The 22,567-nt window shown below is 42.8% G+C and carries 23 protein-coding genes; 12 read left to right on the top strand and 11 right to left on the bottom strand.

What is annotated here, in order from left to right; translation table 11 throughout:
- Positions 1 to 2 precede the first annotated feature (2 nt).
- The 3 genes from RIB15_RS05950 to nadC form a co-directional block, all read right to left on the bottom strand.
- On the bottom strand, positions 3 to 1,721 hold the full coding sequence (locus RIB15_RS05950) for a TonB-dependent receptor (RefSeq protein WP_350201236.1): 1,719 nt from the start codon (positions 1,719 to 1,721) through the stop codon (positions 3 to 5).
- A gap of 225 nt (positions 1,722 to 1,946) precedes the next feature.
- Entirely contained in the window at positions 1,947 to 3,056 is a 1,110-nt protein-coding gene (gene nadA / locus RIB15_RS05945; protein ID WP_350201235.1) for a quinolinate synthase NadA, read from the bottom strand.
- A gap of 128 nt (positions 3,057 to 3,184) precedes the next feature.
- A complete protein-coding gene (gene nadC / locus RIB15_RS05940; protein ID WP_350201234.1) occupies positions 3,185 to 4,015 on the bottom strand; it encodes a carboxylating nicotinate-nucleotide diphosphorylase in 831 nt (276 codons plus the stop codon).
- A gap of 79 nt (positions 4,016 to 4,094) precedes the next feature.
- Between nadC and RIB15_RS05935 the strand changes: the two genes are divergently transcribed.
- From RIB15_RS05935 to RIB15_RS05915, 5 genes are all read left to right on the top strand, one after another.
- Positions 4,095 to 5,267: an IscS subfamily cysteine desulfurase gene (locus RIB15_RS05935; RefSeq protein WP_350201233.1), complete on the top strand. Its 1,173-nt coding sequence runs from the start codon at positions 4,095 to 4,097 to the stop codon at positions 5,265 to 5,267.
- Positions 5,264 to 5,827: a DsbA family protein gene (locus RIB15_RS05930; RefSeq protein ID WP_350201232.1), complete on the top strand. Its 564-nt coding sequence runs from the start codon at positions 5,264 to 5,266 to the stop codon at positions 5,825 to 5,827. The genes RIB15_RS05935 and RIB15_RS05930 overlap by 4 nt, the downstream gene beginning before the upstream one ends.
- 84 nt (positions 5,828 to 5,911) lie before the next feature.
- Positions 5,912 to 6,685, top strand: a complete 774-nt coding sequence (locus RIB15_RS05925; protein ID WP_350201231.1) for a DUF3667 domain-containing protein — start codon at positions 5,912 to 5,914, stop codon at positions 6,683 to 6,685.
- Between the two features lie 63 nt (positions 6,686 to 6,748).
- The gene (gene argS / locus RIB15_RS05920; RefSeq protein WP_350201230.1) at positions 6,749 to 8,377 is read left to right on the top strand and encodes an arginine--tRNA ligase; all 1,629 of its coding nucleotides are present in this window, start codon (positions 6,749 to 6,751) and stop codon (positions 8,375 to 8,377) included.
- A gap of 4 nt (positions 8,378 to 8,381) precedes the next feature.
- The gene (locus RIB15_RS05915; RefSeq protein ID WP_350201229.1) at positions 8,382 to 8,789 is read left to right on the top strand and encodes an energy transducer TonB; all 408 of its coding nucleotides are present in this window, start codon (positions 8,382 to 8,384) and stop codon (positions 8,787 to 8,789) included.
- Here the strand turns inward: RIB15_RS05915 and RIB15_RS05910 are convergent.
- Genes RIB15_RS05910 through dnaN form a run of 3 tightly spaced genes read right to left on the bottom strand, consistent with a single transcriptional unit; the run spans position 8,786 to position 11,555 of the window.
- Positions 8,786 to 9,592 carry a class I SAM-dependent methyltransferase gene (locus RIB15_RS05910; RefSeq protein ID WP_350201228.1) on the bottom strand — a complete coding sequence of 269 codons (807 nt, stop codon included), beginning with the start codon at positions 9,590 to 9,592 and terminating at the stop codon, positions 8,786 to 8,788. The genes RIB15_RS05915 and RIB15_RS05910 overlap by 4 nt on opposite strands.
- A 56-nt stretch (positions 9,593 to 9,648) precedes the next feature.
- Entirely contained in the window at positions 9,649 to 10,440 is a 792-nt protein-coding gene (locus RIB15_RS05905; RefSeq protein WP_350201227.1) for an SAM hydrolase/SAM-dependent halogenase family protein, read from the bottom strand.
- Positions 10,440 to 11,555 carry a DNA polymerase III subunit beta gene (gene dnaN, locus RIB15_RS05900; RefSeq protein WP_350201226.1) on the bottom strand — a complete coding sequence of 372 codons (1,116 nt, stop codon included), beginning with the start codon at positions 11,553 to 11,555 and terminating at the stop codon, positions 10,440 to 10,442. The genes RIB15_RS05905 and dnaN overlap by 1 nt, the downstream gene beginning before the upstream one ends.
- 189 nt (positions 11,556 to 11,744) lie before the next feature.
- Here dnaN and RIB15_RS05895 point away from each other — a divergent pair, with 189 nt between their 5' ends.
- The 7 genes from RIB15_RS05895 to RIB15_RS05865 all read left to right on the top strand — a co-directional run bounded on the left by RIB15_RS05895 (position 11,745) and on the right by RIB15_RS05865 (position 16,346).
- On the top strand, positions 11,745 to 12,824 hold the full coding sequence (locus RIB15_RS05895) for a PorV/PorQ family protein (protein WP_350201451.1): 1,080 nt from the start codon (positions 11,745 to 11,747) through the stop codon (positions 12,822 to 12,824).
- Between the two features lie 54 nt (positions 12,825 to 12,878).
- Entirely contained in the window at positions 12,879 to 13,793 is a 915-nt protein-coding gene (miaA, locus tag RIB15_RS05890; protein WP_350201225.1) for a tRNA (adenosine(37)-N6)-dimethylallyltransferase MiaA, read from the top strand.
- Between the two features lie 167 nt (positions 13,794 to 13,960).
- Positions 13,961 to 14,206 carry a phosphoribosylformylglycinamidine synthase subunit PurS gene (purS, locus tag RIB15_RS05885; RefSeq protein ID WP_350201224.1) on the top strand — a complete coding sequence of 82 codons (246 nt, stop codon included), beginning with the start codon at positions 13,961 to 13,963 and terminating at the stop codon, positions 14,204 to 14,206.
- 3 nt (positions 14,207 to 14,209) lie between these two features.
- Positions 14,210 to 14,539 carry an ATP-dependent Clp protease adaptor ClpS gene (locus RIB15_RS05880; RefSeq protein WP_350201223.1) on the top strand — a complete coding sequence of 110 codons (330 nt, stop codon included), beginning with the start codon at positions 14,210 to 14,212 and terminating at the stop codon, positions 14,537 to 14,539.
- Positions 14,540 to 14,544: 5 nt separating this feature from the next.
- Positions 14,545 to 15,243 (top strand): phosphoribosylformylglycinamidine synthase subunit PurQ, encoded by a 699-nt coding sequence (purQ, locus tag RIB15_RS05875; RefSeq protein ID WP_350201222.1) that lies wholly within the window; start codon positions 14,545 to 14,547, stop codon positions 15,241 to 15,243.
- A gap of 10 nt (positions 15,244 to 15,253) precedes the next feature.
- Positions 15,254 to 16,021 carry an LPS export ABC transporter ATP-binding protein gene (gene lptB, locus RIB15_RS05870; protein ID WP_350201221.1) on the top strand — a complete coding sequence of 256 codons (768 nt, stop codon included), beginning with the start codon at positions 15,254 to 15,256 and terminating at the stop codon, positions 16,019 to 16,021.
- A gap of 4 nt (positions 16,022 to 16,025) precedes the next feature.
- Positions 16,026 to 16,346 carry a rhodanese-like domain-containing protein gene (locus RIB15_RS05865; RefSeq protein WP_350201220.1) on the top strand — a complete coding sequence of 107 codons (321 nt, stop codon included), beginning with the start codon at positions 16,026 to 16,028 and terminating at the stop codon, positions 16,344 to 16,346.
- Between the two features lie 63 nt (positions 16,347 to 16,409).
- On the opposite strand, the gene rho is transcribed toward RIB15_RS05865, so the two are convergent.
- The 5 genes from rho to RIB15_RS05840 all read right to left on the bottom strand — a co-directional run bounded on the left by rho (position 16,410) and on the right by RIB15_RS05840 (position 22,563).
- A complete protein-coding gene (gene rho / locus RIB15_RS05860; RefSeq protein WP_350201219.1) occupies positions 16,410 to 17,627 on the bottom strand; it encodes a transcription termination factor Rho in 1,218 nt (405 codons plus the stop codon).
- Positions 17,628 to 17,799: 172 nt separating this feature from the next.
- Positions 17,800 to 19,131 carry a tetratricopeptide repeat protein gene (locus RIB15_RS05855; RefSeq protein ID WP_350201218.1) on the bottom strand — a complete coding sequence of 444 codons (1,332 nt, stop codon included), beginning with the start codon at positions 19,129 to 19,131 and terminating at the stop codon, positions 17,800 to 17,802.
- Positions 19,132 to 19,207: 76 nt separating this feature from the next.
- On the bottom strand, positions 19,208 to 20,506 hold the full coding sequence (locus tag RIB15_RS05850; RefSeq protein WP_350201217.1) for a BamG-related protein: 1,299 nt from the start codon (positions 20,504 to 20,506) through the stop codon (positions 19,208 to 19,210).
- An 8-nt stretch (positions 20,507 to 20,514) separates the two neighbouring features.
- Positions 20,515 to 21,729 (bottom strand): hypothetical protein, encoded by a 1,215-nt coding sequence (locus tag RIB15_RS05845; protein ID WP_350201216.1) that lies wholly within the window; start codon positions 21,727 to 21,729, stop codon positions 20,515 to 20,517.
- 30 nt (positions 21,730 to 21,759) lie between these two features.
- Positions 21,760 to 22,563, bottom strand: coding sequence for a glycogen/starch synthase (locus RIB15_RS05840; protein ID WP_350201215.1), 804 nt, complete (start codon positions 22,561 to 22,563; stop codon positions 21,760 to 21,762).
- Between the last annotated feature and the right edge of the window lie 4 nt (positions 22,564 to 22,567).

The raw sequence follows: 22,567 nt of genomic DNA, 5'->3' as shown, positions 1-22,567 counted from the left end.
TGTTAGAATTTTATGGTTAAACCTCCGAAAACCTGGAATGGGCGTTCTTGGTAGCCATCCCAAATTTCATATTCTTGTCCCAAAAGATTTAATAGTTTGGCATAAACACCAAAGGTATCATTAATTTGATATTCTGCTCCGGCATTAAGCAATACGTAAGCATTTAGATCTGAGTTTGTTGCCGGTGCTTCTCTGGAGCCAATATATTCTGCCCAACCATTAATTGTAAGTTCTTTTATCACTTTATATGAAATGGCTCCTTCCACCCCTAATTTTTCTTCATAAGGGATTGTGTTTCCATTGCTTAAATTTGGACTGCGAACATAAATTTTCCCATCAAACCAGAACTTTTCAGGAACTAATTGCTGGCTGGCTCCGGCATAGAGTTCAAAGATATTGGCATCACTATAATTTATGCCATAAAAACCGGCGGTATTGGATGGAGCAATTAATTGTCGCTGATAATACGCGTAGTCTTTTACATGGCGATAATTAACACCGCCGAAAACACGATTTCCATCAAACAGCTGGAAGTTAACTTCTCCGGTAGCCCCGAGGTGATATGCATGACGGAGCTGGTTTTGAACATTCAGGAACCGGTTATATTGATGATGTGATTGCTGAGACTGCATTTCAGGTCTGGCAAAAGCCGTTCCGGAAACAGACAATGCATTATTGAAATTATGTTTGACTTGAATCTCAGGGACAAAGTAAAGCTTATTGGAAAGAGGGTCAGAAATATATTCAATACCGCCCCGCCCACTTATTCTTGTGCTGAAATTTAACAAGCGTTCGTATTCAATCGAGGCCTTGGCGTCAACCCAGCTTTGTTCATTTAACGCAGGGACAGAATAATTTCCGGCCTCGACGCTCCCGGTTATATCAAAGGTTTCATAAAGGCGGTTTCCCGGCCAGTAGTAAGAAAAGGAAGCATGTCCAACACGCTCATTTAAATCACCTGAAAGACCGGAATTACCCGCATCTAAAGTGGTGCTAAAAAAATTTCCTCCCAAAGTTGCTTGCCATCCGGTGAGTGTATTTTCTGTTTTCTGAAGTGAAATTTGTCCTGAACCACCGGTATAACTCTTGTTGGAAGTCTCCCCGATAAAGTTTTGCTGAATGTTATCAGCAAGATTAAAGAGGTCGTTGTAATCACTCAGCGCACCAACATCTACGGTAAGCTTCAGGTCATCTTGTACTTTAGTGATATAGCTTACATTTGCATCAAAATATCGGAAAGAGCTTTCCTGATTATCCAAATGGCCATCAGATGCACGAAGATTTAAATCAGCAGAAACCAGGCTTTTTTCATTAAGCTTATAGAACCCATAGCCATTCAGTTCCGGGGTGATAAAACTTCCAAAGCCAGCCCGAATGTATGCATTAATACGGTCGGGATTCTTTAAAACGGTTCTTTCTGGCGGAACCGGGCGGCCAAGCTGAGTTACGGAAATGTCTGCAACAGCTTCATCCCGTGTTTCCATAAACGGCATTCGGTTGGGGTCGATCTGGAAAACCCGAGGATTTGGGTTAAAGCCTAAAATAGGCTGTCGTCTCAGGCCGGGAAAGCGAGCCTTAAATTCACTTCGAATTTCAATATCCTGCGGATTGATTTCAGGTAGAAGTGAATTATCTGCACCCTGCTGGCCGCCTTGAGCAAAGGCGTAAAGCGGGCAAAAAAGAATAAATAGGGTAAAAAATAGCGGTCTTGATCTCATCATGGAACTGCGTTTCCTGAATGTACTAATTTTTGAAGGAAGGATTAAGAGTTTACTAACGAAAAGATGTACCGGGAAGTATCAGTTTGTGTTCCTGAAAGACGTTATGAATTATTAAAGCGTCATGCCTGCGAAGGCAGGCATCTAAATAGTGCTAAAGACAAGTAGCTTATACTGGCAAGCAAAAAGATTCCGGGCATACGCCGCGGAATGACTTGACTTATTCGATTATGACCGTTCCAGCATCCGGTTAAGTGCAAGCACCGCATTTTCTGCTACTTCTTTAGGTACGGTGATTTGGTTAACAACTTCACCTTGTTCCAGTTTTTCCAGCGCCCAGAGTAAATGCGGAAGGTCAATGCGATTCATCGTAAGGCAAGGACACATAAACGGATTTAAAGAAACGATTTCTTTATCGGGATTTTCCTGTGCCAGCCGGTTAACCAAATTCATTTCAGTACCGATAGCCCATTTTGACCCGGGTTCTGCGTTTTCAATCGTATCAATAATGAAACTGGTTGAGCCGTTAAGGTCAGACGCCTGAACGACATCATAAGTACATTCAGGGTGAACCAGGATTTTTACATCCGGCTCTTGTTTGCGGAGATTTTCAATATGCTTGATGTTGAACTTCTCATGCACCGAGCAGTGGCCTTTCCATAGAATTACTTTCACATCTTTAAACTCGCCATCATAGATAAACTCACCTTCAATGGGATCCCAAATTGCCATTTCATCCAGGGAAATGCCCAAATCAAAAGCGGTATTTCGACCCAGGTGCTGATCGGGTAAAAACAGAATGCGCTCTTTTTGGGTAAAAGCCCATTCCAGCATGTTTTTTGCGTTGGAAGAAGTTACTGTAGCTCCACCGTGCTTTCCTACAAATCCTTTAATAGCTGCAGTGGAATTCACATAGGTAAGCGGCAGGATAGTATCACCCCAGATTTCCTGCATTTTTTGCCAGCCCAATTCAGTTTGGTCAATATCGGCCATGTCTGCCATCGAGCAGCCAGCACGCATGTCGGGAAGAATGACTTTTTGGTTAGGCCCGGTAAGCATATCAGCCGTTTCGGCCATAAAATGAACACCGCAAAAAGCGATGAACTCAGCATTTGGCATCTCAGAGCAAATCTGAGCGAGCTTGAGAGAATCTCCACGGGCGTCAGCAAACTTGATTACTTCATCTTTTTGATAATGGTGCCCCGGAATGAAAAGCCGGTCGCCGAATTTGGCTTTAATTTCCTGAATGCGGGCTTCCATCTCTTCTGCAGAAAGCTCGCTGTATCGCTTGGGAAGGGATACTTCAGATTCAATCTCTAAAACGTCTAAAACTTCCATAAAACTCACATTAGCTGCGATTTCACAAAGCCCGCAGGCTTGCTCATTTCGAAGCTGATTAATTCAAGTTATCGGGCAACAATAAAGTTAAGAAAAAAATCAATGAATTCGTGTGTTTTCGAAACACCTTATTCCAGATTAAAACTAATGTCTAATGCCTTAACCGAATGGGTAAGCCATCCCAGCGAAATCACGTCAGCCCCACAATTTTTGTAACCAGAAATGTTATCCGGAGTGATGCCCCCAGATACTTCAACAACAACTTCATCAGGGATTAATTGCACCAGTTCTTTCACCTCTTCCGGAGAGCGATTGTCGAGCATAATGACATCTGCCTTAGCCCTGACAGCTTCCAACACCTGCTTTTTGTTTTCCGTTTCTACTTCAATTTTGACCATATGACCAACGCGCGCGCGAATAAGCTCTACCGCGCTTTTAATGTTACCCGCTGCTTTAATGTGATTGTCTTTAATCATCACCCCATCATCCAATCTGAAACGATGGTTTTTGCCGCCGCCACAACGAACCGCATATTTTTGAAGGGAACGGAGTCCCGGTAACGTTTTTCGTGTATCGCTAATGGTGATATTTGGGTCGCCGAGCAATTCAATAACCTGCCGTGTAGATGACGCAATTCCGCTCAGGTGCTGAATAAGGTTTAGAATCACACGCTCTCCACTAAGTAAAGCCTGCACCGGCGCTTCAACTTCGGCGATTACTTCTCCTTTTCTTATGGGCATACCGTCATTCTTATGAAGAGAAACCTTGGCCGATTCGTTGAGGAGTTGATAACCTGTTTCAATGATTTGCAGTCCGGCCAATACGCCATCAGCCTTGGCGGTGTAGACGCCTTTGCCAAACTGGTTGTGAGGGAAAATGGAATCTGAAGTGAGGTCTCCCATTCCAATGTCTTCACGAAAAGCGTTCTCAAGAATTTCTTTTAGCTCAAGTTGGTTCATAAAAGTGAATCAGCCGTTTTATTTGTCTATTTTCAAGGGCAACAAAGATACCTTTTTTTAATCATAAGAGCGATCATCGATGATTTACCTGGACCATGCCGCTACAACTCCCATTAGTGACAAAGCACTGGAAGTGTATGTGAATGTCTCTAAGCATTATTTTGGGAATGCCAGCAGCATGCATGATGGGGGCTCCTCGGCAAAGCAGATTTTGGAGGCCTCCGCCAAAACGCTGGCAAGCACCATTAATGCCCGCCCAAAAGACGTGTTTTTTACTTCCGGAGCTACCGAAGCAAGTTTTTTAGCCATTTATTCGCTATTAAATTCTTTAGGGGATAGGTCAGGACATATCATTACCACCCCTATTGAGCATTCTTCGATAAGAAACCTCTTTATAAAACTGAAAGAAGAAGGCTATGAGGTATCGGAAGTTCCGGTAAATACATTTGGTGAAGTGGATTTTGAGGAATTGAAGGACCTGGTCCGTGAAGGTACCGTTCTTGCTTCTATTCAGCACGTGAATTCAGAAATAGGAACTATTCAGAACCTGGAAAAAATCGGTGCTTTTCTTCACAAAAAAAGTATAATGCTTCATAGCGATTGCGTTCAAAGCTATGGCCGCATACCTATCGATATACAAAAATTGAATGTGGATGCGATTTCCCTTTCAAGCCATAAAATATATGGGCCCAAAGGGTGTGGAGCGGTTTGGATGAATCCCAAAGTGGACTGGAAACCGGTCTTTCCCGATTCCGATAATCAAAAGAAATTTAAGCCCGGAACCAGTGATGTGCCTGCTATTGCATCGTTTGCTACAGCAGCAAAACTGATCACCCAGCAGATGGATAAAGAGCAGCAGCGCATTCAGCAGTTTAGGGAAGAAATACTTTCAGAATTAAAAAAACTTGAGTTTGAGGTTGTTGTGGAAGAACATCCATCGCAAAAAGTTCCAAATATTTTAGGGTTGAGATTTCCGGGAATGGAAGGACAGTTTTTTATGCTGGAATGCAGTCAGTCTGGCTTAGCGATCTCTACAGGAAGTGCATGTCAGGTTGGTTCTGAGAAGCCCAACAAAACAATGACAGCCATTGGAAAAGATGAACAAGAAGCACGGGAGTTTGTGCGTTTATCATTCGGAAAAGAGAATCAAACCGAACAGATTCCACAGATAATTGAAAAAATGAGTGGTATCTTAAAACGACATTTTGACAAAGTAAATCATCAAAAGAATAAAGAAGGGATGACGACATGAAAAGAGGATTATTTTTACTCACTCTGTTTGCGATTTTATTCAGCGGCACGGCACTTGCTCAGGATTCGGGAGAATCAGATGCACAAATAAATATCGTGAAATTCAGCGACTACCAGTGTCCGGCCTGTAAGTATTTTGTATCCATCGAAGAGCAGTTGAAGCAGGAGTATGGAGATGAGATTTCTATTACCACCAAGCATTTTCCGCTCAATATGCACGAGCATGCTCAATTGGCATCAAGAGTTGCTGAGGCGGCCAGGGAGCAGGGCAAATATCAGGAAATGCATGACATGATTTTTACAGGGCAAGAGCAGTGGGCCCGAGGTAATGCAGAAGCCATTTTTATAGGATATGCAAAAAGCCTGAGTCTGGATATGGAGCAGTTCAGAAATGATATGAATTCGGCCGATATGCAACGAAAAGTGATGGCCGATAAACGAGAAGGCCTGAATCTGAATGTAAATTCAACCCCTACCTTTTTCATTAACGGAACCAAAGTGGAGAACAATCCACGGACGTTTGAGCAGTTCAAACAGCTTATTGAAGCAATGACTAAATAGATAGAATGTCACGCTGAATCAGTTTCATTAAAGGAGCCTTGCAAGGGCTCCTTTTTTTATTTGTAGGTGAAAAAGATCAAATCTTTGCTATTTTCGGAAATGGAAGCCCGGAAAGAACCATCAAAAACACATTGCCTGAATTGCGGAACCAAAAGAACCGGAAACTTTTGCGCCAACTGCGGGCAAAAGTTTTATGAAGGAAATCTTTCGCTTTCGGTTGTTACCCAGGATTCCATCGATACGATGTTCAATATTGATAACCGGGTTTTGAAAACGCTAAAGGAACTTTTCCTAAAACCGGGGCATATCACAAAAGAATATTTATCCGGAAAAAGGCAACGCTTTATTTCTCCTTTCAGGATCTACTTCACGTTTAGTGCGCTCTACTTTTTTGTGCTTTCCATCACGGATGTAAATAGTATTCTTTTCATGAACTCTTTTGATCTGGATGGTAATGAAGATCAGTTCACCAACTTCATGAAATCATTTATCATTTTATTTGCGCCGGCCTTTGCGGGTGTTATTCACCTTATTCATCAAAAACAAGCCAAATACTATCTTGAGTCATTAGTACTTGCATTGCATCTTCATTCCGTATTGTTCTTTCTGTTTATCGTTCGGGCCATAACGGATCATTATTTGAAAGTATACACCGAGATGGGGTTTCCAAGAATCCTGAACATTGGTATAGGTGGTCTGGCATCCATCCTTTTATTCTATTACATGTACAGTTACCTGAAGGAGTTTTTTGGCCAAAGCACTATCAGGGTAATAGCAAAAGTGATACTGATGTTGTTCGGTTATGTTCTTATTCTGATAATTGCACTTCTCATATTCGCCGTTACAATTGCAGACTAAAAGAGATGTATCCTAAGGCGCATTTCCCTTATCTTTGAAGTGAATTTTGAAACCCATTTTTTCATGAAAGAATATTTAGTTGAGATCATCAGCAAATCGCTGGATCAGTTTGAGCTGGAAGAACAACCAGAAATCCGTATAGAGGAGCCTAATCAGCCTGAACATGGTGATGCCGCTACTAATGTAGCGATGATGCTGGCAAAGCCTTTAAAGAACAATCCACGCGCCATTGCCCAGCAAATAGTAGGTGGACTGGAGTACGACGAAAAGAAGATATCAGCTGTAGAAATAGCTGGGCCGGGGTTTATAAACTTTCGGTTTGCACAGGATTTTTTATTTGATGAGCTGGGCGAAATTCTTAATTCAGGTGCCGACTATGGAAAGACCGATGCTTATGCAGGCAAACGAGTTTTGGTTGAGTTTGTGAGTGCTAATCCAACTGGTCCGCTTACGGTTGGTCACGGCAGAAATGCAGTCTTAGGTGACACCGTTTCCCGCCTACTGGAATGGACCGGCGCTGAGGTAGAGCGTGAGTACTACTTTAATGATGCCGGCCGGCAAATGCGTGTTTTGGGTGAAAGTGTTCAGGCGCGCTATTTAGAGTTGCTAGGCAAGAGCGATGAGTTTCCAGAAGGAGGGTATGAAGGAGAATATATTCGGGATATTGCGCAGGCATTGGTAGATGAAAAGGGAGAAGACCTGGTTGAAGCCAAAGACGAGAAGCCGTTCAAAGAAAAAGCCGAAGAGGAAATATTTGCGGATATCAGCAGAACGCTGGACCGGATGGGAATAAAGATGGATTCCTATTTCAATGAGCACAGTCTTTATGAGGACGGTAAGATTGAAGAAACCATAGAAAAGTTGCGAGACCTGAATTTAGCATATGATAAAGACGGGGCCGTTTGGTTTAAAACCACCGAGTTCGGCAAAGACAAAGATACTGTGTTAGTGAAAAGTACCGGCGAGCCCACCTATCGTTTGCCCGATATCGCTTATCACGCTAACAAATTGGATCGAGGCTTTGATTTGTGTGTGGATGTGTTTGGAGCCGATCATATTGCGACCTATCCGGATGTGCTTTCAGGAATTAAATCTCTGGGTTATGATCCTGAAAAAGTGGACGTGGTGGTTTACCAGTTTGTGACGATTGTGAAAGATGGCAAACCATTCAAAATGAGTACCCGAAAGGCAAACTTTGTGACACTTGACGAACTCATGGATGAAGTGGGAGCTGATGTAACCCGCTTCTTCTTCCTGATGCGCTCTCCCAATACGCACCTCGAGTTTGATATTGCCCAGGCAAAAGAGGCCGGCGAGAAAAACCCGGTATTCTACCTGCAATATGCACACGCCCGAATCGCGAGTATTCTTCGCAAAGTAGAAGATGAGTACGATTTTTCAGAAGAGGTTGATTTAAGTTTGTTAAATCACCCTACTGAAATCACGCTGATAAAGACCATGTTGAAATTTCCTGAAACGATTGCCAATGCAGCGCGACTTCGAGAACCCCATCATGTAATTACCTTTCTGAATGAACTGGCTTCCGACTTCACCAGTTTCTATCATGATTGCCGGATTTTGGGAGAAGATGAAGAGCTTGCACAGGCAAGAATGGAGTTGGCCAAAGCTGTAGCACAAGTGCTCAGGAATGGATTGGGTATACTAGGAATTTCTGCACCAGACCAAATGTAAGCGTATGAGAAAAATGACTAAACAGCATATTGGGATTTTAGCTCTGCTAGTCATCATATTACCAAGCTGCTCCTATTTCGATTTCTCACCAGATCTTCGGTTCTGCGATGACTTTTATGTAGTAGTAGAAGAAATGCCTGTACTAATTGGAGGCATGGCCGAGCTGCAACAAAAAGTAGTGTACCCTGAGCTTGCCAGAGAACGGGGTATAGAAGGACGGGTCACGGTTCAGTTTATAGTGAATAAATTAGGAGACCCCACCGAAGTACAAATGGTAAGAGGAATTGGAGGCGGAGCAGATCAAGAAGCTGTTCGGGTAGTTAAGCAGGCAAAGTTTGAACCGGGCAAACAAAACGGCAAGCCGGTTTGTGTTCAGTATCAGCTATCTATCAACTTTAGATTAGAGAATTAGGCTGGGGTTAGCTTTGTAAAACAAACAATCCCCTTCACCAACTGCTCTTCCACATTAAATCCAGCTTGACTGAAAAGCTTGTTGCTCTCCTCCACTGTCCAGAAATGAATCCCCCCAATTGCAGCAGATTCCTGCAAAAGACGACCATACCAGGCATCAGATTTAATAAGGTGCATCATAAAGAAAACCCCATCATCTTTAATAACGCGCTTGGCTTCGTAAAGAACTTTCAGCACTTCGGTAAGTTCATTAAGTGTTCCACCCATCACGATGCCGTCAAATGTTTTAGAGAAGAAAGGCAGTTCGCGCCCGTCCGCCCTCAGGAAATACATATCGGTTTCGTCCGCTTCGGCTTTGAGGCGTGCTTCTTCCAGCATCTGATACGAAAAATCGAGGGCAACAATGTTGGCTTTTTTCTGTGCGGCTTTTAGTGCCCGCCCATACAGAGCTGTAGAGCATCCTAAATCCAGATATAATCCACCTTCTTCAGGAGCAGTCCAGTCAATAAGCAGTTCATGTTCTTTTTCGATCGGAAATTCCTCTCCGGAAAGCAAGGAGAGCGACCGTTTTCGCCAGATGTCTTCGTAAATAGCAGCCGTGATTTTCCAGTGATTGGTGCTTTGGGCAATAGACGTGAATTCCGGCTCTTTCCCCAAAAGATCAATGATGTTGTTTTTTACCTGGTACTCGTCCCCTTCTTTAGAGCCCACGGTTCCGTTGAATGGGGTGGAAAGTTTGGCAACTTCATCAGGAATGGAAATTCCGGCTCGTTCATCTATGGGGGAGCGTAATTCAAGAGTCATAAAAACTAATCATTTTGTTTTGTGATGAATACGCCAAATAGCCCGAGGTGTTACAGCTATTTTTGCAGCACGATCGAGATTTGGGCACCTTTATCAACACTTAACATCCGGCCTGCATTTCCTTTGTTGATGCCGATTTCCAACATACCTGAACTTCCTATAAAAGCGGCGGGCTCGCCCTCCTCCACATCTCCAAACGTGGAGACAATTTTTTTAAGCATCGTATTGCCCACATAAATTTTCACATCCTTCTTTTTGATGTGTTCCTCTATTAGCTGCTGAGAGATATTGGTAATCAGGTTGCCAAACCGGTCAATATGAACTACCCAGCCCTGGAGACCGTCTTTATCAGCGATGGGAACCGCCCAGTGATAAGTAATCAACTCTTCAATCGGCTCACCTATTTCTTCAAAAGAAACACCATTGCTTAGATGGGCTGTAACGGGAGCAAAAATATCGCGACCGTGGAACGTCTTGGACAACCCTTCTTGTCTCCAGAAATCTTTATTGTTGAGCTTAATGGCCTCGTGTTCAAACTCATCAAAGAAAAGGGAGAAAATGCCATTATCAGGGCCAACAAAATACTGGTCTTTGATTTTCAGGGCGATAGGATGACGAGGCGTTCCCACACCAGGATCCACAACTACAAGATGTACGGTTCCGGGAGGAAAGAGAAAAGCAGCATTACGAACCACCCATGCTCCGGCCATAATGTCCTGCGGAGGTATATCATGAGAGATATCGATGAGGCGGGCATCGGGAGCAATTCCAAGGATGACCGCCTTCATAGCGCTCACATAATGGTCTTGCAGACCAAAATCAGATGTGAGGGTTATTATTTGACTCATCAGGCATAGCTGTTGAGCATCACTGGCATTACCAGCATTAAAATATCTTCGTTTTCGTTCTCTTCAGATGGTTTCACAATACCAGCGCGATTTGGAGATGAAAACTCAAAAGTGACTTCTTCGTCATCGATATTGCTGAGTACGTCACCCAGATATTTAGCATTAAAGCCAATTTCCATTTCTTCGTCGGAATACTCACAACTGATGGTTTCTTTAGCTTCACTGCTCATGTCGAGATCCTCAGCCCGAATGGTAAGCTTGTCAGAGCCCAGTTGTAATCTGATTTGGCGGGTGGTTGTACTCGAGAAAATAGCCACACGCTTTACCGTAGAAAGCATCTGCTCCTTGCTGATGGTCAGGAACTTGTCATTATCGCGGGGAATTACGGAGTCGTAATTTGGATATTGCTCGTTGATTAGGCGCGTAATAACAATGGTGCCCCCACTCTTGAAGCGGGCATGATCTTCTGTTACCGTCAGCTCACACTCTTCTCCATCAATAGTTTTCTGTATGAGGTTCAAGGCTTTATCAGGAACAATGAAATTTACGTCGTTATCAGCCGTAATTTCTTTGTTGGTATATTTCACCAGGCGGTGACCGTCGGTTGCCACAAATTTACTCTCATCGGTTCCAATCTGGAAATACACCCCCATCATAGCCGGACGCAGGTCATCACTCGAAACAGCAAACAATGTTTTATGGATGGCATTGTTCATCAATTCAGTAGTTGTGTTGATGCTGGTTCCATCATCCAGATTAGGAACTTCCGGAAACTCATCGGCATCGTCACCAACCAGCTTATAAGTACCTTTATCGGTACGAAAGTTGATGTTTTTACGATCATCAACATCAAAGAAAACAGGGATATTCGGGAGCTGACGCAAGGTCTCCAATAACCGACGTGCAGGAATGGCAACAGCGCCATCTTCTTCAATATCTGCATCAATATACTCTATGATCGAAATCTCAAGGTCGGTAGCCGTGAGTTTCAGTTTTCCATCTTCGCTTTCAAAAAGGATAGTTTCCAAAATAGGAAGCGTGGCTTTTGAGGGCACGGCTCCAATCACGGCCGAAAGCCCTTTATTGAGTTCGTTGCTCGATACAGAAAATTTCATAAATGCATTATTTAAATGGGTTAAAAGGCAATTTTCAACCAACAGTTGCCCTTTCAGTGGAGTGTGCTTATACTAAGAAATACTGGCTCTCTCTGCAACCGTAGAAAGTGCAATTTTCATCTCAAATAAGTCACAGAATATATCGTTTAAAGCGCTACAGTAACTTTTAATTTTTATCGCTGTTTTTTGATGAACCGATTCTTGCCCGCGCTTTTATTTTTTGTGATGATACCTATTCTCACAATCGCCCAAACTACACAGGCAAAGTATGGAAATGACTTTCTGACTACGGGGAGCGGTGCACGTGCCCTTGGAATGGGGAGTGCTCATACCGCGCTAACCAGCGATGTTACATCGGCTTATTGGAATGTGGCGGGTTTGGCAGAGGTAGAAACCCCGCAAATCATGTACATGCACTCCGAACGATTCAGTGGGATAGTTGGGTATGATTATGGTGCGGCGGCCCTTCCTCTGAAGTCAAGCAAGGGAGTGGTTTCCATCAGTTTCTTCCGTCAGGGAGTGGATAATATTGCGAACACACTGAATGCCTGGGATCGTGAACGGGATCAACCCAAAGGTAATGTGGAAGATTACATTACCCGATTCAGTGCGGCCGACATGGCGCTTTTCTTTTCCTATGCTCTTCAAAAAACAGAGCAGTTGTCTTATGGGGCTTCGGCAAAAATCATCCGTCAAAAATTAGGTCCTTTTGCAGAAGCCTGGGGGTACAGCCTGGATATCGGAGCGAAGTATAAGACCGATTTTGCCATTTTTGGAATTACCGTTCACGACATCACCACAATGCAAAAAATGTGGGATGTAAATGAAGGAGCCTTTGGTGATTATGAAGCACAGTTTGATAGCCTTGGCGCCACTCTCCCAACAGGGCAAAATGAGTTCGTGCTCCCGTCTGTAAAATTGGGAGCGGCTAAGTTATTCCCAATCGGAACGGACTTTCTGGTTTCAGCCGCAGCAGATGTTGATCTGCTTTTTGAAAACCGACAAGCTTATTACCTCAATGTGGGAAGCATGAGCATTGAGCCTCATGTGGGGAGTGAAATTTCTTATAAGGATATTATAGCATTTAGGGCCGGAGTCACCAATTTCATCACCGACCCGGTGTCTGGTTTTTCGGTTTCACCTACCCTTGGACTTGGTCTCAAGCTTTCTTCATTTGTGCTGGATTATGGATTTACCAGCTTTGCCGGCGCTTCCAGCGATTTAGGTTTTACCCACCGAATCTCACTTAGGTTTGATTTAAATCGGTGATCAGCTTCATATTGTTTATCTTTTAGAAATCCGATCATTCCAAAACTTCACATTTTGCGAATTATACTTTTAGGTCCTACCGCAGCTGGCAAAACCGAGCTTTCCCTTCAGCTTGCAGAGGAACTAGGTACATCGATCATTTCAGCTGATTCCCGGCAATGCTATAAGCATATTGATATTGGAACTGCTAAACCTTCATCTGAAGAATTAGATCGGGTTCAACATTATAATATTTCCCTGCTCGAGCTGGATGAAGATGACTCAGCTATGGATTTTCAAAAGCGAGCTGAGCAATGGGAAAAAGAAATTCTAGAGAGCTCAGAGCATGTGTTTTTTGTAGGGGGAAGTACTCTTCATCTCCAAAGCCTGATTCAACCCTTTAACGAGATGCCGGAATCGGATGAGGAAAACATCGAAAAGCTGGAAAGTCGAATCGAAAGCGAAGGACTTAAATCAATTTTTGGCATGCTAAAAGAAGTGGATCCTGAATACGCAGACAAAATGGACGGAATGAATCGTCAGCGGATTATCCGGGCACTGGATGTGTGGATGCAAACCGGAAAGCCTTTCAGCAGTTTTCACAGTAATGATAAAATTCAGCCCGATGAAAATACCATCGTATTTGGGTTGAGGTGGCCACGGGAAAAGCTTTACAGCCGCATCAACCGACGGGTGGATAATATGATGGAGCAAGGTTTGGCAGAGGAGGTTAAGTCCATACTGGAGGCGGGTCATTCCAAAGAACTACAATCGCTAAACACCGTGGGGTATAAAGAGATTATCAAATACCTGGACGGAGATTGGTCGCTGGAAAAAGCCATCGAAAAAATCAAAACAAGTACCCGGCGATATGCGAAACGACAAATTACCTGGTTCAGACGATGGGAGTTTATTCACTGGCTGGAAGCGGAAGAGCTGTCTGTCAAAGAGATGAAAGAAAGAATTGTGTTGAAGGTTGCACAAGGCTAAAGCCCATGCTTGTAAACTGAAAGATATTCAACCAAGGCAAGGCATCTCTTCAAGTACACAAGCAAGCCATCCATGGCTGTGAACAAATGGGAGTCAATCCTTAATCCAAGTTAGCAGCTAAGTTGCAGAAAGGTTAACTTTGGCACTCACTTAAACGAAGCCCGACTATGTACAAAGCGAAAGTAAATGTAACGCTCCGTCCATCTATTTTGGACCCCAAAGGTAAAGCTGCTCATCATGCTCTTCAGAATCTTGGTTTAAATGAAGTTCAGCAGGTTCGAATTGGTAAATTCATTGAACTGGATGTAGATGCAAAAGATGAAGCAGCAGCAAAAGAAATTGTAGAGTCAGCCTGTGCACAATTGCTGGCCAATGAAGTGATGGAAGATTTCGAAATTACCATCGAATCCTGATTCATGTTTCCGGTTGCTCAACATATCGATGAACTCGTGTTGTCTGGGACGGAAGTAGAAGAAACCACAGAAACCAAAGAGAAAGAAGAGGTCAAAGATGCGGTTAATACACCATGGCGACTGATTCTTTATGATGATGACATTCATACCTTTGAAGAGGTGATTTCCCAGCTGATGAAAGCCACTGGTTGCAGTTTATCTGAAGCCGAAGAAAAAACCTGGAAAGTTCACAACGAAGGAAAAGCCCTGGTGCATGAAGGCGAGTTTGAAGAGTGCCTTCGTATCGATGGTGTTTTAAAAGAAATTCAACTTGTTACCGAAATAAAAGGATAAAGAAAATGGCCACATTTGGCGTAGTAGTATTTCCCGGCTCTAATTGCGATCATGACGCATATCATGCCATGAAGCATGTAATGAATTGCGATGTTAAGTTCCTCTGGCACAAAGACACCGACCTTTCAGGTATCGACTTTTTGATTATTCCGGGAGGATTCTCATATGGAGATTATCTTCGGTCCGGAGCAATTGCCCGCTTCTCTCCCATTATGCAGGAAGTAGTTAAATTTGCAGATAAAGGCGGACCAGTAATGGGTATTTGCAATGGATTTCAGATTTTACTGGAAGCAGGACTTATCCCCGGCGCAATGATGCACAACCATAAACTTAAATTCGTTTGTAAGAATGTGTTCATCCGCTGCGAAAGCACAGATTCTCTTTTCACAAACTCACTCGAAGAAGGAAGCGTATTTGATATTCCGGTTTCACATGGTGAGGGAAATTACTTTATCGATCAGGCGGGGTTGAAATCTCTTCAGGATAATGATCAGGTTTTATTTAGATACTGTGATGTCAATGGTGACCTGACAGAAGAGGCTAACTTCAACGGCTCTATTGACCATATTGCAGGTATCTGCAACAAAGGAAGAAACGTTCTTGGGATGATGCCCCACCCCGAAAGGGCGATGGAAAAAATCCTGGGATCCGAAGACGGGAAACCCATTTTTGAGTCTATTCTAAACTCCCTTTCGGTAGCTTAATCACACTGATATGAGCACAGAAACACAACCGGAATTGACGCTTCACAGCGAAGGCCTTGTCAAACGCTATCGCAAACGCACGGTTGTGGATAATGTGTCGATTAATGTGAAACAAGGGGAAGTTGTAGGGCTTCTAGGCCCTAATGGTGCGGGTAAAACCACTACTTTTTATATGATGGTCGGGTTGGTTCGTCCAAATGCAGGAAAAATATTTCTGAATGAAAAGAATTTGACCGGTGAGCCGATGTATAAAAGAGCTCGCATGGGAATTGGGTATTTAGCTCAGGAAGCCAGTGTTTTTCGAAACCTGACCGTTCGTGAAAATCTTGAGTCGGTTCTTCAGTTTCTTTCCATACCCAAAAAGGAAATTGATATTAAGGTAGACAAACTCATTGAAGAGTTTGGCCTTCATAAAGTAGTAAACAGTAAAGGATACAGCTTATCTGGTGGTGAGAGAAGGCGAACGGAAATAGCCCGGGCACTTGTAACCGATCCTAAGTTTATTTTATTGGATGAACCGTTTGCCGGGGTAGACCCAATTGCTGTAGAAGATATTCAGCAAATTGTGTCAGGGTTGCGCCATCAGAATATCGGGATTTTGATTACCGATCATAATGTACACGAGACCCTTGCTATAACTGACAGAGCCTACCTGATGTTTGAAGGAAAGATCTTAATGGAGGGGTCAGCAGATAAGTTGGCAGAAGATGAGAAAGCAAAACAGCTGTATCTTGGAAAACAATTTAAACTAGACCGTTACACCTCAGAATCAGAATAAAAACATGAAAGAAGTAACAGTACAAGAGCTTAAAGAGAAAAGAGAAGCGGACAAAGATTTCTTCCTGCTGGATGTCCGTGAAGATGTTGAATACCTTGTTTCAAACCTTGATGGTGAGCATATACCATTGGGTCAGCTCGAAAACAGGAAGAAAGAACTCGAAGATAAAAAAGATGCAGAAGTGATCGTGATGTGCCGCAGTGGAAACCGGAGTTCAAGGGCAGCTTCATATCTTGAAAGTCAGGGTTTCGAAAATGTGGCTAACCTCAAGGGCGGAATGAAAGCCTGGGCTTCAGAAATAGACCCATCTGTGCCCGTAGCGTGATTCATTGTTCCGGCGCAGAGCGTCAGGAACGAGTTAGAAGTTATTCCTTGGAAAGCAGGAATCTTAAGCTAAAGCGGCAATCTGGTTGAGCAACTCTTGATTGCTGTCGGTGTTTTTAAGCACTTTCAGAAGGCCTAACATTGATTCTTTTGGGGATTTCTTGAGCAGGTATCTTCTCACCATATTGCGCTCTTCCAGAGAATCGGTGATGAACTTGTGCTCATTTCTTGTACCGGAAGCCGCAATGTTGATAGCGGGGTAAATACGGTCGTTGGCTAGCTCACGATCCAGAACTAACTCCATATTGCCGGTTCCTTTGAATTCCTCAAAAATAAGGTCATCCATTCGCGAGTTGGTTTCAATCAGGCAGGTCGCGATAATAGTAAGCGAGCCGCCCCCTTCAATTTTACGGGCCGACCCAAAAATCTTCTTGGGAATTTCCAGAGCGCGAATGTCTAAACCGCCAGAGAGTGTTCTTCCGCTGTTTGATTGAACAGCATTATAAGCTCGTCCAAGACGGGTCAATGAATCAATCAAAAGAACGGAGTCTTCTCCCATCTCTGCCTTTCGTTTTGCATATCCGAGAGCCATTTCGGTAATACGGATATGGCTTTGAGTGTTTTTATCATTGGATGAAGCGAATACCTCGGCCTGGGTAGAGCGGATGAAGTCGGTGACCTCCTCGGGGCGTTCATCAACCAAGAGTACACTTACATGAAGATCATCGGGATAGTTATCGTTAAGAGATTTGGCAATTTTTTTAAGAAGAACGGTTTTACCGGTACGTGGAGGAGCTACAATCAAAGAGCGCTGGCCCTTTCCTATGGGGGCTACCAAGTCTAATACCCGCATTTCAACATCATCGGCGTTATGACCCATTTTAATCCAGTCAACAGGCATAATAGGTGTCTGTCGCTCAAACCGGCTCGACTTAGTCCAGGCCTCAACAGGGCGGCCATTCACTATTTCAACTGAGGCTACATGTTTATGGCCTTTATTGTCTTCTTCAAACTCTCCCTCTAAAACCAGCCCTGGACGCAAATCAAGCTCTTTTACTTCATCAGGTTTTAAAAATGGGTCTTGTGGTTGATATGAAAATTCGTAATCCAGTTTTCTGATAAAGCCCCAACCCTTGGAGTTGATTTCCAGAACGCCAGCATATCTGCCTGCAATCCCCTGGTTGTTTTTCCAGTAAAATTTAGGGATGAATACGTTACCGCCCTTACTATTATTGTTATTGCGGTTTCGTTTGTTCTTATTACGATTTTTTCTACGTGCCATTAGCTTCTGTATGTTATTAATCCTTCTCCCGAAATCGAAAAGTGAGATTCAAATATGTTTATGAATTGAAAAGGAGGGAAGGGAAAAAAGAGGTGCGGAGTTTATAAATCCGCACCATTTGTTTAAGTAGATAAGAAAAAGATACAAATGTTTTTGTTGATACCCAATCCAATTACCTAACGGTAGTGGATTCATTTATCCAGCTGTAGCAAGGCATCAGAGAACCATCTACTTTAATTTGTTGTCCATTCTCAAGATTAAGAGTGAAGAACTTATCCTCTGTTGAAGGTGTAACAGCTTCAAAGTTTGGAAGTTGCCTGTTAACCGTACTTGCCACTGAAGGGTCTTCTTTTTTAGCCCGGTTGAGGTAATCAACAACTAACCAATAAACAACACGATCTTGTGCTTCAAGCTTACGGTCGCTGGTACATTGAGTAACAGCAGCCCCGTAAATGGTTGCCATCTTGATGTATGCATTACCATTTTTTGGCTCAATTTTTAAGGCACTTTGTACATTGCTTTTAGCAGCGCTAAGTTTTTCAAGACTAATATTAACATCTGCCAGGTCAAGATAAAGCTGAACTTTGTCTTTTTCTGCAGAAGCGCGATCTAAGGCTTCTTTAAAGTACTTTGCGGCTTCAGCATAGTTTGCATTACCTTTTGCAAGCTCGGCAAGCTGTAGTGCTGAATCATACGTAGGTTCAAGCTCATTGATCTTTATAAGCGCTTCTTTACGCTTTTGACGATTTTCCAGCTCTTCATAAGCACTTTCTAAGGCTTTCCATGCAGCCAGGTCTTTAGGATTTTCTTTTACTATTGGTGTAAAATAAGCAACCTGCTCTTCCGGAGAACCAAGAAGTTTCTGCTGCTGCTCCTCTATATACTCAAGCTTCTCTCCCTCTACAAGAGGTTTTACAGTATCTATTAAAGCCTGTGCTTTTTCCTTGTTGCCTTTATCTACGAGGTTGCCGAGGGCCTGTCGCAGGTAATACCCATCACCCATTTCAATAGCTCTCTGGGCATTAATATCGAACAGCTGGGCGTAATCAGCATAAGCTTTTTGAAGGCCATTATCGATATAATCATAGTTCTGCTGGTAGAAACGGCCACGTTTAAAGATAATATCAAAACGGCTTTCCTGATTATTGCCAAAAAGTTCGAGGCTTTCATTTAACAGTGTTAAAGCAGTGTCAAGGTGTGCGGATCTTGCGCCCGGGTCTTGTTTGCCTCTTGCAATTTCTTCATAAATAGTAACCAGACGGTTATACTGTGTCTCCAGTTTAAACTGAGGGTTGCCTTCGAGTTTTTCTGGCTGTGCACATGCCATCCATTTTCCATATTTGAGGGCAAACTCATAATCTCCATTCTTATAATTAGAGTAAAAAAGAGAATAAGCTGCTAATGGAGAAAGCCCATCAGGAGGGGTTTGTTTACAATTTGCTTGCGCATGTGTGAGGGAAGAGCTAACAAAAAGAATCCCTATAAGTGTTATTAATTGCTTCATCGATCTTGTGTTGTTTATACCATTTTAACTAATAAACTAATCAGATAGTTTAATTATTATATAAGTGAGTTTCAGCTTAATTAAGTTTTTGTCGGAAAAACATAAGCTCTGATAAATTAATGGACAAGTTCAGCGCCCAAATTTTTTCTCTTATTAAGTTATTATTAGTGGTTCCTCTCAACCCGTAGCGGATACTTATATCCACAGAAGAGCGTGACCTTGGATCAGGAGAAATTATTCCTAAACCAGCAGAAAACCAAAGAGTGCTTATGTCTTGCCCCTCAATATTAAGGTGGCCTGAGTCATAAGAAATCCCACCGCCGTACCTAAAGTTTGACCAAAAACTGGATGAATTCGTTCTGTAAGGGTGATATTCAGCTCCTAAACCAGCTTTAATCCTGTCGCTCATGTATGATAATTCACTATTTGGGTCAAAGGCGGATTCATAATCACTCCACTGTTCATAAAGACCTTCAAGTGAAAAATTAACTAAGCTGGTTGGATAATAAGTCAATCCGGCATTTATTTCTAGAGGCAATGTGATTTCTCCTTCCTGAGCCCCTCTTAAAGGAACTTCTTGCTCCTGCCCATTCACAAATTTTGTAACAGTAGTCTTTTCCTGGGCATCAATAGTAATTGGCAGAGTAGCAGAAGCCCCAAGGCTTATGCGATCATTAGAACGAAATAAATTATTGAAAGAGAACAGCGCGCCAAAGCGATGTCCTATGGTTGTGCCTGTTACTTTACTGTCAGAGTTGCTGGTTGTATAGCCTGATTGACTAAAAAACACATCCTCTGAATTATTTTGTGAAATAAAAGTTAGTGAAGGCGCATACCCCACAGAAATATTCTTATTTATAGTCCAGCCAATGCCGGCTTCAATCTTATTGATTCCCCCGGCTCCTCGTACATCTGAAGCATAATTAATTACATTGTCGGGAGAGGAGACGGTAGAATCTATATTTACAAAACGATAATTTGAGCGGGTTACGGAGTACACCGATCCGGAAATACCCAGCTTTTCCCTAATTACAGGAAATGTAACCTGAAGATAACCGGCTTCCAGCAATTGATTTACACTTTTGGATGAACTTCCGGTTGCACGAAATTGTGACAAGTTAAAACCAGTTGAGGCCGTCGTTAAAAAATTCTTACCCCATAAAGCAGGGTTCTGTAGAGAATTGGAATCCATATTATCCAGAGAGACTCCTAAAATCCCCAGCCCCAGTTCTCTGGTGTTATTGTTATCCGTTGGGAAACCCACTCCAAAAAGGGAATAAAAGGAACCACTTCTGCTTTGGCTGGCCCCTTCAATTTGAGCCAATAATTCTTTTGCAGGAAGCAATAACAGGACTAATATTATAAGTCGATTCATCTTCATCATTACTGTTGATCTGATAATGAGGTGATAATTAGTTTAGGTTTCAGGTCATCGGAGGCAGTGTGGTCGTAGAATAATGTAGAGCGCAGGTGCCCGGCGGGAGAGCCTATTCCAAGGATTAATTCATTTCGGCTTTCATTCCCAAAAAGCACATTATTTACGTAATTGGTCACATTGACTTTGACTGCGCGGTCTTCCTCAGAGGGTGTTCCGGAAAAATTGGCTGAACCAAACTGATACTCATACACAGGTTCAACAGGTCGTTCGTAGAACAGATTTAGTCGGCTTATGGATGGTCTGTGATGATTTGCCGGCAGACTTTCATCTAACAGCTGTTCGGCTTCATAAAGAATAAGGTCTGCACGAATTATGTTCTTTGTGTTACTTTCTGCTTTAAGCAAAGAGTCTGGCATGCTGATTTTCATCAGGCTTTCGAGGGTAGAATGTAAAGGAAAAGTATTTGGAGAGTTAATGGCTCCGGATCGTTCTACCGTAAAACCAAAGTCGCGCAATGGAATCCCAACGGTATCAGTAGTATCAGAACTCACGCCATTTATTAACATAAACCGGGCACTGCCTGGCCGTGTAAAAGAAATTTTAGCGTTGTTTTGATTAGAAACCAAAGCTATACCCTTTAACTCAGAAACATAAAGCGAATCAGCATTGGCATTATCGTTGAAGTAATAGCTTTTATATTTATCAACCCACTGCTGACTTAAGTCAACAATAATATTTTTTTCCTGATCTACGGTGAAAGATCCAACCTGGGTTCCGTATTGGATTTCATCGTCAACCCGTAAAGAACGCCCCCTCCACTGTGTGTTGATTTCATACATAGTGAAGTCGGATTGTGAAAGGGTATCACCATATGTTTCGAGGCTGTCGAGCTGCAGCTGTAGTTTAAGTAGGAAGTCCTCGCCAATACTAATGGAGTCGGGAAGGTTATGGCTTCTGGCGGGCTGTAAAAGTGTTAAAACATTAACGTCACCAAAAACAGGATCCGAATAGCTGCCAAATGGGATTTGATCAGGTCTCCCGGAATATCCGTTATAGCTAAGCGCCTCTGTATTTGATACTGTGAGAGTATCGAAAGTTAGGGTAGGCCGTTCTACAAATTCGCCACCAACGCTTCCGGGATCCTCACATCCATTAAAAATTATAGCTAGGGTTAACAGTGAAATACATAAGGAAAAAAAGCCCTTATTTGTTCTGCTCATTAAATAAGTATTTAAATTGTTCTCTATCTATTATTCGGCATCAGAAATAGACCGATAGTATTCGGCAAACTTGTCAGACACATCTTCCGGGGAACCCTGAATTTTTGTGGGTTTAATTCCCAGCTCCTTGAACATGTCATCAAACTCATCTTTCAGGTAATTACCCGTAACAACATGGTCGCTGTATTTTAGCCCGAGTTTAAGAAGATCAACTCTGCCTTCTTCAGTCAGATTGTCAATATCGGTGTCGGCTGGAAGCCCAAGAAGCTCTAGCACTCTTGCAGAATCTGAGTCACCTTCATTTATAGGATGATGCAGATTGTATACAATTTGAGTGTTTTTAAAGATTTTCTCGTCCTTATATTTAGTTCGCACTAAAAGCGGAATCAGACCAGCAGGCCAGTCGTGGCAGTGAATGATGTCCGGTTCCCAGCCGAGCTTAATAACTGTTTCCAGTACACCTTTATTGTAGAAGGCCAGGCGCTCATCATTATCTTCATAAAACTCATCAGTATCGGGCTTTTTGAAGAGGCCTTTTCTCTTGAAATAAGTGTCGTTATCTAAGAAATAAACCTGCAGCTTAGCATTGGGAATGCTGGCCACTTTTATTTTCATGCTTTCAGTGTTTTCACCCACTTCTACTTCAATACCAGAAAGGCGAATAACCTCATGGAGCCTGTTGCGGCGGTCATTGATAGACCCGTATTTAGGTAGCAGAATTCGAATTTCGAATCCTTTGTCTTGAAGTGATGCAGGCAAGAACCGAAGTAAATCGGCGGTATAAGTCATGCGTGCAAATGGGGAGATTTCTGCTGCAACGTAAAGAATTTTCATAAAT

Origin of the sequence: Gracilimonas sp. (genome assembly GCF_040218225.1) — a bacterium.
GTDB lineage: Bacteria > Bacteroidota > Rhodothermia > Balneolales > Balneolaceae > Gracilimonas.
Note: the sequence above shows the minus strand (reverse complement) of the source record. Positions and strands in the feature narration are given on the sequence as shown.